Source organism: Coprobacillus sp. (genome assembly GCF_984815275.1).
On record NZ_CFJNYH010000012.1, the window covers coordinates 38,523 to 55,535 of the forward strand.

The 17,013-nt window shown below is 30.4% G+C and carries 12 protein-coding genes and 1 riboswitch; of the genes, 5 read left to right on the top strand and 7 right to left on the bottom strand.

Features of this window, described 5'->3' with window-relative positions; translation table 11 throughout:
• The first annotated feature begins 42 nt into the window (after positions 1 to 42).
• The gene (locus AC5M21_RS05945; RefSeq protein ID WP_017143924.1) at positions 43 to 4,587 is read left to right on the top strand and encodes an InlB B-repeat-containing protein; all 4,545 of its coding nucleotides are present in this window, start codon (positions 43 to 45) and stop codon (positions 4,585 to 4,587) included.
• 615 nt (positions 4,588 to 5,202) lie between these two features.
• On the opposite strand, the gene AC5M21_RS05950 is transcribed toward AC5M21_RS05945, so the two are convergent.
• The 5 genes from AC5M21_RS05950 to AC5M21_RS05970 all read right to left on the bottom strand — a co-directional run bounded on the left by AC5M21_RS05950 (position 5,203) and on the right by AC5M21_RS05970 (position 10,835).
• A complete protein-coding gene (locus AC5M21_RS05950) occupies positions 5,203 to 6,324 on the bottom strand; it encodes a VanZ family protein (RefSeq protein ID WP_008787374.1) in 1,122 nt (373 codons plus the stop codon).
• A 2-nt stretch (positions 6,325 to 6,326) separates the two neighbouring features.
• Positions 6,327 to 7,361 (bottom strand): aspartate-semialdehyde dehydrogenase, encoded by a 1,035-nt coding sequence (locus AC5M21_RS05955; protein WP_117598752.1) that lies wholly within the window; start codon positions 7,359 to 7,361, stop codon positions 6,327 to 6,329.
• A gap of 14 nt (positions 7,362 to 7,375) precedes the next feature.
• Complete coding sequence (locus AC5M21_RS05960; protein WP_117598753.1) at positions 7,376 to 8,605, bottom strand: aspartate kinase; 1,230 nt, start codon at positions 8,603 to 8,605, stop codon at positions 7,376 to 7,378.
• 1 nt (position 8,606) lies between these two features.
• Positions 8,607 to 9,761 carry a homoserine dehydrogenase gene (locus tag AC5M21_RS05965; protein WP_278666204.1) on the bottom strand — a complete coding sequence of 385 codons (1,155 nt, stop codon included), beginning with the start codon at positions 9,759 to 9,761 and terminating at the stop codon, positions 8,607 to 8,609.
• Between the two features lie 321 nt (positions 9,762 to 10,082).
• The gene (locus AC5M21_RS05970) at positions 10,083 to 10,835 is read right to left on the bottom strand and encodes an HAD-IIB family hydrolase (protein ID WP_054325410.1); all 753 of its coding nucleotides are present in this window, start codon (positions 10,833 to 10,835) and stop codon (positions 10,083 to 10,085) included.
• A gap of 122 nt (positions 10,836 to 10,957) precedes the next feature.
• On the opposite strand from AC5M21_RS05970, the gene AC5M21_RS05975 reads away from it, so the two are divergent.
• Together AC5M21_RS05975 and AC5M21_RS05980 are read left to right on the top strand one after the other, a co-directional pair.
• Positions 10,958 to 11,515 (top strand): GNAT family N-acetyltransferase, encoded by a 558-nt coding sequence (locus tag AC5M21_RS05975; RefSeq protein ID WP_117598754.1) that lies wholly within the window; start codon positions 10,958 to 10,960, stop codon positions 11,513 to 11,515.
• Positions 11,508 to 12,200, top strand: a complete 693-nt coding sequence (locus AC5M21_RS05980; protein WP_302280724.1) for a GNAT family N-acetyltransferase — start codon at positions 11,508 to 11,510, stop codon at positions 12,198 to 12,200. The genes AC5M21_RS05975 and AC5M21_RS05980 overlap by 8 nt, the downstream gene beginning before the upstream one ends.
• A gap of 339 nt (positions 12,201 to 12,539) precedes the next feature.
• Here the strand turns inward: AC5M21_RS05980 and AC5M21_RS05985 are convergent, their stop codons facing one another.
• Both AC5M21_RS05985 and AC5M21_RS05990 read right to left on the bottom strand, forming a co-directional pair.
• On the bottom strand, positions 12,540 to 13,229 hold the full coding sequence (locus AC5M21_RS05985; protein WP_008787381.1) for a radical SAM protein: 690 nt from the start codon (positions 13,227 to 13,229) through the stop codon (positions 12,540 to 12,542).
• Positions 13,175 to 13,774: an ECF transporter S component gene (locus AC5M21_RS05990; protein WP_008787382.1), complete on the bottom strand. Its 600-nt coding sequence runs from the start codon at positions 13,772 to 13,774 to the stop codon at positions 13,175 to 13,177. Before AC5M21_RS05990 ends, AC5M21_RS05985 begins: the two co-directional genes overlap by 55 nt.
• A gap of 73 nt (positions 13,775 to 13,847) precedes the next feature.
• Positions 13,848 to 13,894: riboswitch (PreQ1 riboswitch) on the bottom strand.
• A gap of 157 nt (positions 13,895 to 14,051) precedes the next feature.
• On the opposite strand from AC5M21_RS05990, the gene AC5M21_RS05995 reads away from it, so the two are divergent.
• Both AC5M21_RS05995 and AC5M21_RS06000 read left to right on the top strand, forming a co-directional pair.
• Positions 14,052 to 15,998, top strand: coding sequence for a BglG family transcription antiterminator (locus AC5M21_RS05995; RefSeq protein WP_493531476.1), 1,947 nt, complete (start codon positions 14,052 to 14,054; stop codon positions 15,996 to 15,998).
• 206 nt (positions 15,999 to 16,204) lie between these two features.
• The gene (locus tag AC5M21_RS06000; RefSeq protein ID WP_302280723.1) at positions 16,205 to 17,002 is read left to right on the top strand and encodes a PHP domain-containing protein; all 798 of its coding nucleotides are present in this window, start codon (positions 16,205 to 16,207) and stop codon (positions 17,000 to 17,002) included.
• Positions 17,003 to 17,013: the final 11 nt, after the last annotated feature.

The following is a 17,013-nucleotide window of genomic DNA, read 5'->3' on the forward strand; positions in this document are numbered from 1 at the left end:
TTGCCTTTTTATGTTTTCAATTCGATAAAGAGGGAGAGTATTATGAAATTATTGTCTAAGATTTTTATAATTATTGTTATGATTTTTTCACTTATCAGTCCTAGAATTGTATTTGCAAGTGAAGAGAAAACTTATGGAAAAGTATATTACTTGGATTCTCACATATCTAAGAATGATGGTAATGGACTCAGTGAAGAGAATGCTTTTAATAGTTTAGAAGATATCAATAATTTGATGTTACAGCCTGGAGATAAAGTGCTTATTAAAGCAGGATCACAATTTACAGGAACATTATGGCCAAAAGGTTCAGGTTGTGCTGGATATCCAATTGTTATTGATATGTATGGTGAAGGGAATAAACCTATTATTGATGCAAATGGTTCTTATTTTATGCCTCAAGTTAAAAATTGGAAAGGTGCTTTTACTGGTCAAAATGGTGATCAAATAGGAGCAGCAGTTTATTTGTATAATCAAGAATATATTGAAATCAATAATCTTGATGTTAAAAATACTGGAGATAATGTTAATCGTGATCGTAGTGGTATTAGAATAGAAGGGTATGATTATGGTCAAATTAATCATATATATATTCGTAATTGTGATATTCATGATGTAAGAGGATATAATGGTCAAGATGATATTTATCCAGTTGTTCCAACAAATCCAGATGGAAGTCCATTAGATGGTTATGTGGGAGGGGATCAATCTAATCCTAACACATCTAATACATTTTGGGGAGCACGTACAACTCATCGTACTGGTGGTATTAATTTAGTAACTTATACAGCAAGAGAAACAGAGGCACCTAATGATTTTAATGTTGCTGTACAGGAATTAGATACGACAAAGAAAGTCACAACGTTTAATGATGTATTAATTGAAAATAATAAAATTGAAAATTGTCAAGCTAATGGTATTACCACAACAAATGTTAAAGGAACTTTAGATGATGTAGATTTTAGACATACAAATGTTATTATTAGAAATAATTATATTCATAATGTCACAAGAGCTGGAATTATCCCACTTTATACAAGTGGAGTTATTGTTGAACACAACAAAGTTGATACTTTCCAAAGCACATTAGAAGGATATGGATGTGGTATTTGGTGTGATCGAGCTAATGGAATGATTTTTCAATATAATGAAGTTTGTAATGGTCAAAATGGGAAAGATGGTATGGCCTTTAACTTAGATGATATGACACGTGATGGAGTGATTCAATACAATTATACACATGATAATTATGGTGGTGGTTATATGTTACATGTTCGTCAAAAATCATATAATCGCAATAATACAATTCGTTATAATTTATCAGTCAATGACAGTGGAGCATTTTTAGATTATAATGCTCAAATTGTTGCAGTTGGAGAAACAGATGTGACAAAACTTGAAAGTGCAAAAGTATATAATAATACTTTTATTTCTAATAAAGATTGTCATGCAGTTTTTGAAGGAGATGAAGTTAATTATAATAATAATATCTGGTATTTTACAAATCCAACTGTAGCAGGTCGTAATCAATGTTTTCAACCTGGAAAAAATTCAACATTTGACAACAATGCTTATATTGGTTGTATAGCACCACAAGATGATAATCAATATACTGATGATCCCCAATTTGTTGGTGGTAATTCTTTATTTAACTTGAGTCAGAAAAATGCTTTTTCTAAAATAGCATTGAAAACAACTTCACCATATATCAATAAAAGTATTAATGTTTCTGGAAATGGTCAACAGGATATTCTTGGTCAACCATTAACATCTTATAATCTTGGAGCAATTGCTGGTCCAGGACATAATGTTAAGGAGATACCACAAGCACAGACAGTGAAAGCTGATGATAATAATGTTAAACGTTATTTCAGTGATGGAACTTTACAAACAGTTGTTATTCAAGAAAGCGTATTAGAAGCAGATACAAAGTGGGTGAACACAACTTTTAATGATGAACCAGTTATTTATACCAAAAAATTAAATAATTATCTTGAAATACCATTTACAGGAACTGGTGGGACAATGAAATTCAAACGTGGAGCAGGTGCAGGAAATGTACGAGTTGATGTGTTTGAAAAAGGGAATTTGTCTACACCAGTGAAAACAGTGAATTATAATACTTATAATGCATCTGCTGATGTAGTGACTATTAATGACTTACAAGGATTAAGTTCTGATAATAAAGATTATATTGTTAAAGTTTATAATAATGAAAATGGGAAAGCATCAAATTTTATGTCATTAACAAGTGAGGTTGCTTCAGGTAGTGATATGCAACCAGGGTGTCAAAATGATAAAGTTGTAGGAATAGTTATTGAAAAACCAACATTATTAACGATTCCTTTTGGGAAAAGTGATGCAAGCATTGCTATGAATGCGCATACTTATATGGATACTTGTTATCCTCAAGATGTAACAATCCCAGTTCAATATTCTATTAATAATGGTGGTCAAGTTAAAGATCATATTTTAACAGTTACACAGCCTGGACAATACAAAGTGACTGCGAGTGCAACTTATAATGGAAATACAGTTACAGCAACGACGACACTGATAGTCGAAGAAGGGCATGAACCTCAAGTCAATGAAGAACCTTTACATACAAAAACTTTAGAAAATTTAATTCATAATTGTCAAAGTTTAAACTTAAATGATTTTATTTTAGATAAACAAGATGTGTTTAAAAAGCAATTGAATGAAGCAATTGAGTTACTAAAGAAAAACAATTTAACTCAAAATCAAATAGATAAAATGGTAGACTCACTAAGTCAAGCTAAAAAACAGTTAATCCAAATTCGTTTTGATGCTGAAGACAGTGCTATTAATCGTACTGGTAATTGGGTAGAAATAAATGAGGAGACTTTGGATAAAGGAACTGCTTTAAAGTCAGGAGCAACTGATGAAAAACTAAGTCTCATGATTAATGGAAATGAAGTTTCTGTTTATGGAAGAAAGGCAGTTGGAACTGGAACAGTAAGATTTGTTATTACTGACCTGAAAGATAATAGGGAAGAACAAATTATATCAGAAGATATAGATTGTTATAGTGAAACAAAAAAAGATAAAGAATTATTGTTTCATTGGAAACAAGAGGATAATGGAAACTATCGTTTAGATATTATAAATACAGGCCAAAAAAATTCAATTGCAACGAATCGTGATACTAATGCAATTATTGACTATATACATGTAGAACGTGCAAATATTGAAACATTGGAGAAGACTGCTTTGATGGAACTGATAAATGAATATCAAAAAATCAATTTCAATCAATATCAAGACAATCAATATAAATCAGATTTCATCACTCAATTGGTTCATGCAAAAAATTTATTAATTTCAGCAACAACACAAAGCCAATTAGATGATATGGTTATTACTCTTAAAACTGCTAAAGAAGCTATGTTACTTAAAGAAAGTACAACAGTACCAAGTGATCATGTTAATATTAAGCAAGAAGGAAAGTTTACATTAGAAAATAATGCTTTAGTTACAAATGAAAAAGGTGCGAAATTATCTTTTGCATTTTATGGTGATGGTATAGAATTATCAGTAGGTCAAACTGCTCAGACAGGATTAATTAAAGTCACTTTATATACTATAAAGAATCAAAAAGAAGAAGTTTTAAAGACAGAAACGATAGATACAAGACTTACAAATAAGCGCTCAATGACAAATCCTCATATATTGTTTGCTTATTATGGGGTTAATGGAGAATATCGTATAGAATGTGAAAATTTAGATATAACTCAGATGATTATTAATGGTTTTCAAATCATTGGAGAATATAAAGCAGTTGTCAATAAAGCTGACTTAGAAAAGAAAATATCTAAAATAGAAAAAGAAAATATATCAAGTCAACAATATACAAAATCAAGCTATGAAGCTTTTATAAAAGCGTTAAATAAAGCAAAAGATACTGTTGCTTCAAGTGATAATCAACAAGTGATTAATGATACATTAACTGAATTGACAACAGCATATAATCAATTGGTCCGTGTATATATAATTCGATTTGAATTCTTTAATAAGCAAATAAAAGAATTTAAGATATCAGCTGGTTCAAGTTTCAAAGAAGAAATCGATGAGAAATGGCCAAATGATAGTAGAACTGGTTATCAATTTGATGGTTGGAAAATAAAAGGTAGTCATGATCTATTTGAATCATCAAGTCCTATCACACAGGATATTGTTCTTGTACCATCATTATCAGCAATTCAATATGCAATAAATTATTATGATGGAAGTGTCGTAACGACTGAACGCTTTACAGTAGAAGATCAAATACATTTAAAAACTCCAACTAAAAAAGGTTATAAATTTATAGGGTGGTATAATAATCAAAAATTTGAAGGTCAAGCAATAACACAAATAAGTCAACGTATAGGCAATATTGACTTATATGCAAAGTGGCAAAAATTGGATAATATAGAAAATAAATTACCAGAAAAATCTCAGAATGATAGTGTAGAAACTGCTGATACTTTCAACTTTTTAGGATATGCTCTTTTGTTTGTAATAACAGGATTAGGAAGTTTATATTTAAGAAAGCGATATTTAAAATCAATGAAGTCATCTAAAAATTGATAAATTCATCTACAAGAAGCTCAATTCCATTTCAAAACTGAGCTTCTTTATCTTATAAGAATTTGGATACGTCAATATATAATGGCTTAAAGCATTGAATAATGGGATGCTTTGTGCAATAATAAAAGTGGAAAAGTTTTCAGAGTGAAATGAATATACATATATTTATGTATTTTTGTTTGCTCTTTTCTTTTTATAAAAGGTTCATTATACTTAAAATCACTATCTCTTCATTAAGAGATTATGATTAAAAATGAGCTTATAAGGATATTTTGGCTATTAAAAATGACAGTAGTACTGAAAATTGGGACTATGACTTTTGTAATGATTTTTTTCAAATTATAGGTTTTGGTAAGCAATAGCCAGTTTTTCGATTGAATGGCAAAAATGGTTAATCAAACATTTCTTCTCTTTTTGTTGAAGGTACAGATGGTAATGCCTTTTCTATTGCTGAAAATCAAAAAATAAAAGTCATAATGGACATAAATAATGATTTTCCAATTCAATTGAAAGGCAAGAATTATACTTTAATGAATTATGGTTATGTTGAGTTTTTGAGAACTTATTTTTTAACTGAGAATATTGATTCTTTTTTTTATTAATCAAAAACACCTGTTAAAGTTCAGGTGTTTGAGGGAGATTAGGTATTTGAGTGATAGCTGATACATGAGTAAGATGAGAATAATAGTCAAACCACATATGAGATGAAGAAAAGAAAGATAAGATAAATTGACATGTTGTGAGAAAGAAAATAATTATGAGTATAATAATACTTCCATAACACAATAGAGGAGATAGTTGATTTGATAGTTTAAGAAATTGATAGAAATAATAAGGAGTTGGAATAATCAGGAAGTATAATGGAAGATAGTGAATAAGATATTGATACTTCTTTGTACCAGAAGGATTTTCTAGAACGATTTTTGTCATTATTTTGCCAGGTGTTTGTCCATTGTGCATAAATGGTAAAAGAATATAAAAGAGAATTGTAATCCCAAAATAACTGATATGATATGGAACTTTCAAAAGATGTAGAATCATAATAAGAATGAAAATAAATAAAGCATCTATAAGAAAAGCAAAGAATTTACGAGGCTTTGATACTTTTTGTCCTTGTTCATAGGCTATTGAATCAAGTTTTTCTCTTGTTGGTAAAAAATGAGCAAAAAGTGGACATATAGCATATCCTAACATCCCACCAAGTGTATTGGTGATTAAATCATCAATCTCAAAAAGACGATATGGTCGAGGATAAATTCCAAATAAAGCACTGAGTTGGATGAGTTCAAATGATAATGATAAAAGAAAAGTAAAAAAGATTGTTTTCTTAAAGCTCAACTGAAAGTAATATCTTAAATAGATTCCGAAAGGAACTGTTAGAAGGATATTAAATAAGATGACTCGCATATTTGGCTCTAATAATGTTGATATATATGTAGATGGTTGATTCCATACAAATGGACTTGCTTTTATAATTTGTGGAACTGAATAAAATGGTGTGAGTTTCATTGTAGGAGAAGTCATTTTCGCAACTGATTCTACTGATGGTAAAGGTAATATTGTCATGAAATAGGCATTGATCAGATAATAAATAAAAGAAAAGATAATTAAAGTTCTGAGTATTGGAATGGCTCCATACTTATAATATTGATAAATAGCATAAGGGAGAGTCAAACAAAAAGCGATGATAGGAAAAACAATCATCGCTACTTGGATAGGGATCAGATAAGTTGACATTTCTATAGAAGACCCATCTCAATCATTTTTAAACCAATATCTACAGAATTATAAGCGGCACCTTTCATTAACTGATCAGCAACAACCCATAAACTTAAAGCATGGTCATTATCTAAATCTTTTCTCACACGTCCAACATGTACCAATTCATCACCAATGAATAAAGTTGCCATTGGATAAACTTGATTTTCAATATCATCATAAAGTTCAACACCATGTGAAGAAGATAATAATTCAAAGACCTTATCAATATCTATTGGTTTCTTTGTTTCAATATAAACTGACTCACTATGACCTCTTAAAACAGGAACACGAACGCAAGTTGCATTCACTTTGATATCTTTATCAAAGATTTTTTTTGTTTCATTAACCATTTTCATTTCTTCTTTAGAAAAATGATTATCTAAATCAAATTTATCAACTTGTGGAATACAGTTGAATGCAATTGGATAATGTTTCTTATCTCCAGCACAAGGAAGTGTTTTTGCAATAGGTTCTTTTCCATCTAACACTTCTTGAGATTGTCTATAAAGTTCTTCCATACCAGCAACACCTGCACCAGAAACAGCTTGGTATGTAGAAACAATGATTCTTTCAATATCAAAGTATTCATTTAATCTATTTAACGCACTTACCATTTGAATTGTTGTACAGTTTGGATTAGCAATAATTCCTTTATGGTTTCTTAACGCTTCACCATTGACTTCAGGTACAACCAAAGGCACTTCTGGATCCATTCTAAAATGTGAAGTGTTATCAATATTAATGCATCCCGCTTTCACTGCATAGGGCACATATTTCTCAGAAATACTGCCACCAGCACTCCAGAAAGCAACTTCAACATCTTCAAATGAATTTTCTGTTAATTCTTCAACAACAAACTCATGTCCTTCATATTCTACAACTTTACCAGCACTTCTGGCAGAAGCTAGAAGTTTAAGACTTTCAAAAGGGAAATTGAATTGAAAAATACATTTCAACATTTCTCTTCCGACTGCACCAGTAGCACCTACAATTGCAACTTTATATTTTTTCATTTTATATTTCCTCCTTAACCTAAGAACGCTTCATGTAATAACACTTGGGCTTTTTTGACATCATCTCGATCAATATAACATGAAATGTTAATTTCACTACAAGAAGTCATTTCTACATTAATATCATTACTCATTAATGTATTATATACTTTTTGGAACATTCCTTTGTTATTTTTAATACCAACACCTATAACAGCTACCTTACCAATATTTCCTCTCACAATTGTTTTTTGAGGTTTTAAGATTTCTTTTAAATCATTGATAACTTCCACAACACCAGGAACATCTTTATCATTGATGATTAAAGAAATATCCATCTTTCCTCCACCAACTAAAGCTTGATTAAAAACATTGACGTTCACATTGGCTTCTGCAATCTTTTCAAAAAGCTGACCAGCGCCATTCACCTTGGCATCAACACCAACAAGTGTGACACGTGCTTCATTTTGTGAACCAGTAATTCCTGAAATAATTAATTGATTTAAATGGTCTTTCATGATTTTCTCATCTCCTAACACATATGTTCCTTTTCGACTATCAAATGAACTTCTTGCATGAATGGTAATATTATGCTTTGCGGCTAATTGAACACACCTGTGATTCAAGACTTTTGCACCGTTTTTAGAAAGTTCAAGCATTTCTGCATAACTAATATACTCTAATTGAATGGCATCAGGGACAATACGCGGATCAGCTGTATAAATACCATTCACATCACTATAGATTTCAACCTCACTTGCATCAATAGCAACACCAATTGCTACAGCAGATAAATCACTACCACCACGTCCCAATGTTGTCACTTTTCCATTTTGTGAATAACCTTGGAATCCAGGACAGATAACAATATCAGCACGCTTAAGTTTATCAGTAATATGACTTCCTTCAACATTTGTAATTGTTGCATTCATATGATGGGAATCTGTTAAAATTCCTAATTCAGTATTTGTCACTGTTTCCACTGAATAGCCCATTTCAGATAATTCACTTTTGCATACTAATGTTGATATTGTTTCACCAATGCTTGTTAAACGATCAATTTCTTCATCTGTTAATTCATCAGTATTGACAATAGAAAGAAGTGTATCAGTAGCATATGGATCATCAAAGCGTCCCATTGCACTCACAACGGCTACAACCTTGTTTCCATTTTCTAGTTCACGAATAATGTTTTTATACATATGCTCACGGGTTTCTACACTACGTGTTGAGGTACCACCAAATTTTTGGACAATAACTTTCATTCTAACCCCTCACTTTAAATAAGTTATATGTTTCATTTTGTAATTGCTCTAATAATTCATCAAGTTCAATCTTATTTGTAATATAAATATGATCTTTATCTTGAGAGAAATAAGTTTCGTAATCAATATCTAAAGGATGATCACATCTAACATAATATTTAGAATATGTGATTGGATAAATACGATCTTCATATTGATAGTCATGTTTCCACATATCCTGTCTATGTGTTTTCATAATATCACTAACAACAGCACTTGCTGTGACATAACGTCCAGCTCCTTTTCCATAGAAAATCACGTTTTCTAAATAATTGCAAGTTATCTCTACTACATTATATGCCTGATTCACATTTGCAACAATGTCTTTTATACCAATTAAAGTAGGAGAAACATCAATTCCATAACCTTTATCAAGTTTTTTAGCTTGTGCAATAAGCTTGATACGATATCCCAGTTTCTTTGCATAATCCATATCTTTCTTTGTGACATTACGGATACCAGTTGCTTGTATTTTATTGAAATCAAAGAACATTTCAAAAGCATTCATTGCAAGTATTTGAATCTTATGTGCTGCATCAATCCCATCTAAATCTAAACTGGCATCAGCTTCAACAAATCCTAAACCATCAGCAATTGTCAATGCTTCATCGAAATCTAGATTATCAGTTTCCATTAATGTTAAGATAAAATTTGTTGTTCCATTTAAAATACCTTCAATTTTTTCAATCTCATTGGCAATTAAATCTTCTTTTGCAGGTACAACAACAGGAATCCCACCGCCTACTGCAGCTTCATAATAAATCTTTGCATTATGCTGAGATGCTGTTTCAAAGATTTCCTGACCATCATGAGCAATTAATGCTTTATTGGCAGTGACAACATGTTTGCCTTTTTTTAAAGCTTCTAAAATAATTGTTTTGGCAATTGTTGTTCCGCCAATCAATTCAACAACGACGTCAATTTCCTCATCATTGATGACATCATGAAAATCTTGTGTATAGATGATTTCTTCTGGTAAAGTCACTTCATCTAGTGAACATCCATATTTGACAATAACTTCTTCACCAATTTGTTTTTCTAATCTTTCTTTTTGTTGAGTTAATATTTCTACAGCACCAAACCCAACTGTCCCTAAGCCAATTACACCAATTTTCATCGAATTCCCCCTCTAATATAAAAAGCCTCATGAATGAACGAGGCTTTCTTGATTTCTCTTAAATAAGACAGTCTCATACTAACATTTTCTTACACACATCATGGTTTTGGAAATGTTAATAATGAATATCATGAGACGTCCTCCTTTGTTATTGCATTGATAATAGCATCTTTGTATACATTTGTCAATTTTTTAAGAAATAATTTTTGATATAATCAAAAACGATAGATGAACTTTTGGAAAATAACAAAAATATATTTAATATTTTAAAAATGAGTTCCTATATAATAAGAATGCTCTATCCTTATTATATAGGAAAGACTACTTACTCTCAATGTCTTTTATACAATCAGCAAGAGTTTCAACAATTGTTTTTGCATGTCTTTGAACTTGAACAGGTGCATATGTAAAAGAATACCCATTTTCAATAACATCTAACATTGGTAAATCATTCCAAGAATCTCCAATTCCATAAATATCGTTGAGATCTAATTGGAAATAATCTTGAATGATTTTTATGCCATTTCCCTTAGAACATCCTTTAGCAACCAAATCTATATGTTGATTATTTTGATAAGCTTCAATGATATCTCCATATTTTTGATGAATCAAATCTGTTGCTATTGTGGCTTCCTCTAATTCATCTAATTCATAATGAAAAGAAAAAGCACTTACTGTTTCTGTTTTTAATTCGTCTATTGATTCAATATAGACACCATGATAATCTGGCTTTTTTGTTTTATAAACCTTGTACATAACATCTTTATAAACAATAGATGCATCTTTTTGATTTAGAAAATTATAAATCTCTTTCACTAGGGATAAAGGAATTTGTTTTTCAAAAATGACTTCCTTATCCTTATTTAATACAAGGGCACCACTTAATAGTATATAAAAATCATGTTCAAGGTTATAGGGTTGACTTGGATTGACAATTCCATGTAAACATCTTCCTGTACATACACCAAACAGATTTCCATGCTTTTGAAATTCTTTGATATTTTTAACATCATTATCTTTCATATGATCATTAAACCATAACGTATTATCAAAATCACTTGCTAGTAACTTCATATTTTCACCTCTTTGTCTATTATAAACATTTTCATAAAGAAAAAACAGTTATTTCTTATTGAGAAAATGAAATCAGATTGAAGATATGTTATAATACTAAAAATGAATGAGGAGGGGAAAAGATGAAAGCAGTTATAGAAACAAAACGTTTATTGCTTAGAAATTTTAGATTATCAGATGCAGAAAGCATGTTTGAGTCTTATTGTCATAATGAAAATATTACTCGATATTTAACATGGTATCCCCATGTTGATGTTCAGGCAACAAGGGATTTCATTACTCAATTTCAATTACCTGGTATAGAAAAGGATAATGCTCTTGACTTGGCAATCACTTTAAAGGGGGAAGATCAGGTTATTGGGAGTATTGGTACAGTTAACGATTTCTATCAGGATGGTTATGGAGAAATTGGATATGTTATTGGTGAGAAATATTGGAATCAAGGATATATGAGTGAAGCTTTTGAAGCTGTTATTGAGTTTTTATTTACGCAAACACCAATAACAAAATTGAGATCTATTCATCATCTGGAAAATATTGCTTCAGGTAGAGTGATGCAAAAATGTGGATTAAAATATACAGGTGAAGTTATTGTGAAGAAAAAAATTGATAAAGATGACTTAGTGAAGTGTGCTTGTTATGTTTTAGAAAAAGAAGATTGGTTAAAGCAAAATGCTTAAGCTAGATAGATTGAATGATATAGATATGTTAGAACCGATGAGATTAAATCAGGTTCGAATAATTTATCAGGGTGAAGATGGAATTATTTTTCATGAATTGAGAAGTGATACATGCATGATTTCTATGAATAATGTTCATAACTTTAAAACACTTTATGAACAAAAGGAATTGCATCAATATCAATTGTTTAATGTTAAACAAAAGGATATTGCTGATGTATTGGTGAATGATTATCATCAGACATTGCAATTTGCCTGTTATCAGGCAGTTTATGAACACTCAAAACATATACCTATTGAATATCCTTTAGAAGTGAATATTTGCTTATTAACATCACAATATTCACAAAAAATAAAAGAAGTCTATCAACATAGTGATGATTCTCAATACATTGATGAACTTATTGCAAAGAAACATTTATGGGGACTCTTTGAAAATAATGAATTGGCTGGGTTTATTGGAATTCATAATGAGGGAAGTATGGGGTTGTTAGAGGTTCTTCCACAATATCAAAGAAGAGGTTATGCAATGATGTTAGAAAGCTATCTTATTAATTATTTTCTAGATCATAGTTGGATTCCTTATTGTCAAGTTATTGAAGATAATTATGCATCTTTACAACTACAAAAGAAACTTGGTTTAGAAATATCTTCTCGATTATCATATTGGTTGTTTGAAAATTGAATTTTTTGAATATACTTGAATAGTCAGTAGATTTATGATAAGATACTGATGAAGAAACAATTGCAGAGACATTGTTCTCAAACGAAAACCCAAGGGACTGCCTCCCTTGGGTTTTCTCGGCTTATCATCAGTGACGTCTACTGTCAAGCCATCTGCAAAGAAAGTACAAGACTAACCCTGCTATAACAGAGACGATGGTAGAAACAATTGCTTCAACCAACATTGTTCTCACCTCCTTTCAAGGGAGGACTGATAACATGTCTATTATAGCATGGAAGAACTTGTTGTGCGTCTCAGTTTTGTCTCAAATTCATCTTATTAAATCAATGTTTTTTACATTTATTCACCAACACCAAAATCAGTTGGATCGTATAAGAAATCATAACGTTCATCATCAATAAGATAATCATATTCTTGCATAAACCAGTGAACGAGTTCATCATCACGTTTGACAGACGTAGAATTATTGCGATAAACGCTAATTGTTCCATACTCAAAACACTTTGTAAGAATCTCCATATCTTTTGTTATCATGTCTTTGGTTTGACCTTTTATACCAACCATTAAGCATGGTGAATCAAAATATTTTTTGAGTTCTTCAATTGATTGAAAGGTTGCATTTTTATTAAGATAATCATTTCTAAAATGATCATCAAAAGTTTCCACACCAATTTTCACAATTGTTTTGATACCAAAAAAATCTCTGATTTCTTGAATATGTTTATGATAAATCCAATGACTTTCTATAAATAATGTATGAATATGTTTCTTTTTAATCACTTCTTTGATTTTTAATAATGATTCTTTAGGTAATTCAAAAATACTAGCAGAATCAATAACCTCTAATATACCATATTCACCTGTTATTAAATCTAGGACTTGATTGTTTATTTCAATCATTTCTTTTGTACATGTAGAATTATCTTCAATATAATCACAAAATGTACATTTTGACCAAATACATGGTCTGGCTTTTAAAAGAACGATTTCTCTTTTGACTTTGTTTGTAATGTGGCTGTATCTTTCCATGTTATCCCCCATTTCTCCATTAAATGACCTCTTTCAATAATTAATCTTGTGAAATAGACAGCGAAAAGCTTATCTGTATAATCAGTGATTATTTGAACAATAAATATGCTTACAACAAGTTGTAAACCTAGGTTATGAAACAAAAAGACAAAAGCACTGCTGCTGCCAGCAGTGAGTCCACCAAATACATAAGCAGTAATGATGGCACTCATTATTGATGTTGGAATACCAACAAGAAGACTTCCAATAGGCATTCTTTTTCCTTTTAACCAAGGTGTGTGATAGAGAATACCAGCAAAGAATCCTGTCAGCAATTGTACAGGAGCATAATAAAAGGAATACATATCAAAAGTAAAACCACTTGTTATACTTCCCAGAACGCCTGTTAACATGGCATACTTAGGTCCTAGTAATCCAGCAATGAGAATCGTACCAATTGAATCCATATAAAATGGAATGGAGAATGTCATGGCTATAAATGCACCAACAACATTCAAAATGATTCCTATGGTCACAACCATTTGAATCTTTGTTTGTTTTTTCATATTTTCTTTTCCTTTCTTCTAAAGTACAGTTAGAAGCCAGACATAAAAAAGATGGCAGAGCCATCTTGTTTTCATGTCCTTAGTTTTTTATACTGGGTTTGGCTCTCGAACCAGTTCATATGATAGCGTATCATATCTTTTTATGAATATCAATGTTTAAATGAATATAACTGATTTGCACTATCTTAGTGCAAATTTATGATTTGAGACATGATAAGCATAATGTTATGATATATGTGGATAAAATGGTTGAATTGTGTCGAAAGGAGGGAAAGAAATGTTATTGCCAAGAGAAAAACAAATATTAGAACTCCTTTATACAGGACATAAAGAATATACAACTTCTCAAATTGCTAATCTTTTGCAAAGAAGTTCAAGAACAATTAAAGCAGATATCAAAAAGATTAAAGATGAGTTAACTGGAACTGGTTGTATCATCTATACGAAGACTGGTAAGGGGTTATGGCTGGAATATTCAAATGAAGGAAAGGTTTATCTTGATAATTTGTTACTTAAGGATGAAAATGCATCTTCTTTTTTACCTGAAACAAGAAAATATTATATTGCATTAGAACTATTAAGGAGTGATAAATATATATCTACGGAAAGTATTTCAGAAAAGTTATTTGTAAGTAAAGGAACAATTATGAATGATGTCAATAAATTGATATCCTTTTTTGAAAACTTTGATTTAAAATTAGATAAATCGGTTAAATATGGAATGATTTTAAAAGGAACAGAGTTTAAAAAAAGAATTGCTGAAGCTTATGTGTTAAGAAAAATTGTTGTTTATCAGGGCAATGAGATTTTAGAAAAACTTCAGCCTTTCTTCTATAATGTTCAATTGAAAACAATAGGAATGATTATTCAAAATGCTGAGGAACAATTTGATTTGGTTATATCTGATCACTCTTATATCAACTGTATTTTACAATTTGCAGTTATGGTGGAACATCTTCATCAGGGAAAGAGTTGTCAAGGTGTTAATACAATTGATAAAATTGATAATTTAGAATGGGATATTACTAAATATATAGTCCAAGGTATTCAAAATTATTTTCAAATTCATATTTCATCTGAAGATGAAAATTATGTTTATATCAATGTTGTTGGATTAAAATATCAAAATAAACGTATTTATCAAAACAGAAGTTTAGAAAGTATAAGGCAGATTTCTCCTCAAACCTTTGATGGTATTGTTGAGATTATGCGAGAAGTAGATGCAGTTTATGGTGAGGGATTGAGTGAAGATGAGGAATTAATGATATCAATCTTTATTCATTTGAATGCTTTATTTGCTAGACTTATGAATTCTATCTATATTGAAAATCCTTTGAAAAAAACAATTAAAAGTGATTTAGCATATGAATATGAAATAGCAACTTATATTTCTCAACTTTTAACACGTGAACATTATTGTTTGCTTAAGGAAGATGATATATGTGATTTAGCACTCTATGTTGGTGCTTCATTAAAAAGAAAAAAAGCGAATTCACTTCAACTCTATCCAACAGTTGTCATTGTTTGTGGAAGTGGGATGTCCACTTCTCAATTTATTGAAGCGAAAATTCATTTGGCTTTTCCAAATGTTATTATTAAGGATACAGTTCCATTATTAAAGACTCATGAATTGAATAAAGATGATCAGGATTTTGTGATTTCAACTGTGCCATTACAGTTAGAAGATATTGAAGTCGTGGTTGTCTCACCAATGTTAGGGAAATCAGATATGAATCGCTTAACTGAAATGTTTGAACAGTCACGAGAAAAGCAATCATATCATTATGGTATATACAGTCAATTGGTTTCTCATATTAAAGAAAATATTTGTTTCTTTAAATGTGATTGTCGTAGTCGGGAAGAAGTGATTACGTTGCTTGGAACACGTTTGATTATGCAAAAGTATGTAGATGAAGGATTTATTGAATCTGTATTGAAAAGGGAAAATCTAGCACCTACCTCTATTGGTGATGGATTTGCGATTCCACACTCCTTTAAAGGTCACATTGTGAAACCAGGAATTGGATTTATGACATTGAAAAAGCCAATTCAATGGGGTGAAGAAAAGGTGCAAATGATACTCATGATTGCATTGGATCCTAAGAATAAAGATTCATTTAGAGTTATTTTTGGTCAATTAGCCTCTTTAACCAAAGATGTTGACAAAATACAAAAGATATTAGATGCTAATCATTATAAAGAATTTTTAAACGCTTTCAAATAGAACAGTAACTATGCTGGATATAAAAGTTTTATATGAGCTTTTTTATATCTTCATTTTGCTGCACAAGAATTGACAAGATATCAAAAGTTTAGGAGTGGGAGAGATATCTTCCTTGTCTTAAACTTTTTTTATAAATCTAAATGTCGTTGACTTCACTTCAATCCATGCTTAAAATAAAATTAAGAGTGATGAAAAGGGGTGAACTTGTGAAACAAAAATTTAATCTTCATACTCATACTACAAGATGTGGTCATGCTGAAGGATTGGATATTCAATATGTAGAAAGTGCTATTGATGCAGGTTTTAAGATGTTAGGGTTTAGTGATCATATTCCTTTTGCTGGAGTTAAAATGCCTAGAGATCGCATGAGTTATGAACAAAAGAAGGAATATGTTTTAAGTCTTAAAGAATTACAAAAAAAGTATCATGAGCAAATTGATATTAAGATAGGTTATGAAATAGAATATTTTGAAGAATATGATGAATATTATTTAGAATTGAGAAAAGAATGTGATTATTTCATATTGGGTCAGCATCTTAAATATATGGGTTATGAATATGATTGTTATTGTTCTGATGATGATGTTTTATCCTATGTTCAACAAGTTGAAAATGCAGTCAAAAAAGGATTTATCACATATATTGCTCATCCAGATTATTTTATGCTAGGAAGAAGACAATTCTCAGAAGTATGTAGAGAAGCAGCTCATCGCATTGCAAGAATCAGTTTAGATTATGATGTTCCATTAGAAATTAATCTTAATGGATTTCGTTATGGTAAGAAATGTTATCAATTTGATAATAAAGATAATAAGTATGAAGAACGATATGCATATCCATTTCGTGAATTTTGGGAAATTGTTTCTACTTATGGGTGTCAGGTTTTATATGGTTATGATGCTCATTCACCAATTGCTTTTTTAGAAAAGGATAGGGAATACAAGGCGCATGAAATTATTGATGGTTTAGAGTTGAGATTTGTTGAAAACATTATTTTAAGATAAGGAGTATATCT

Excerpts from the sequence above, each read along its gene's own strand:
- AC5M21_RS05985 (WP_008787381.1), bottom strand. The coding sequence starts at position 13,229 with ATGGAAAGATACAGCCACATTACAAACAAAGTCAAAAGAGAAATCGTT.
- AC5M21_RS05965 (WP_278666204.1), bottom strand. The coding sequence starts at position 9,761 with ATGAAAATTGGTGTAATTGGCTTAGGGACAGTTGGGTTTGGTGCTGTA.
- AC5M21_RS05950 (WP_008787374.1), bottom strand. The coding sequence starts at position 6,324 with ATGTCAACTTATCTGATCCCTATCCAAGTAGCGATGATTGTTTTTCCT.
- AC5M21_RS05970 (WP_054325410.1), bottom strand. The coding sequence starts at position 10,835 with ATGAAGTTACTAGCAAGTGATTTTGATAATACGTTATGGTTTAATGAT.
- AC5M21_RS05945 (WP_017143924.1), top strand. The coding sequence starts at position 43 with ATGAAATTATTGTCTAAGATTTTTATAATTATTGTTATGATTTTTTCA.
- AC5M21_RS05995 (WP_493531476.1), top strand. The coding sequence starts at position 14,052 with ATGTTATTGCCAAGAGAAAAACAAATATTAGAACTCCTTTATACAGGA.
- AC5M21_RS05960 (WP_117598753.1), bottom strand. The coding sequence starts at position 8,605 with ATGAAAGTTATTGTCCAAAAATTTGGTGGTACCTCAACACGTAGTGTA.
- AC5M21_RS05955 (WP_117598752.1), bottom strand. The coding sequence starts at position 7,361 with ATGAAAAAATATAAAGTTGCAATTGTAGGTGCTACTGGTGCAGTCGGA.
- AC5M21_RS05975 (WP_117598754.1), top strand. The coding sequence starts at position 10,958 with ATGAAAGCAGTTATAGAAACAAAACGTTTATTGCTTAGAAATTTTAGA.
- AC5M21_RS05980 (WP_302280724.1), top strand. The coding sequence starts at position 11,508 with ATGCTTAAGCTAGATAGATTGAATGATATAGATATGTTAGAACCGATG.
- AC5M21_RS05990 (WP_008787382.1), bottom strand. The coding sequence starts at position 13,774 with ATGAAAAAACAAACAAAGATTCAAATGGTTGTGACCATAGGAATCATT.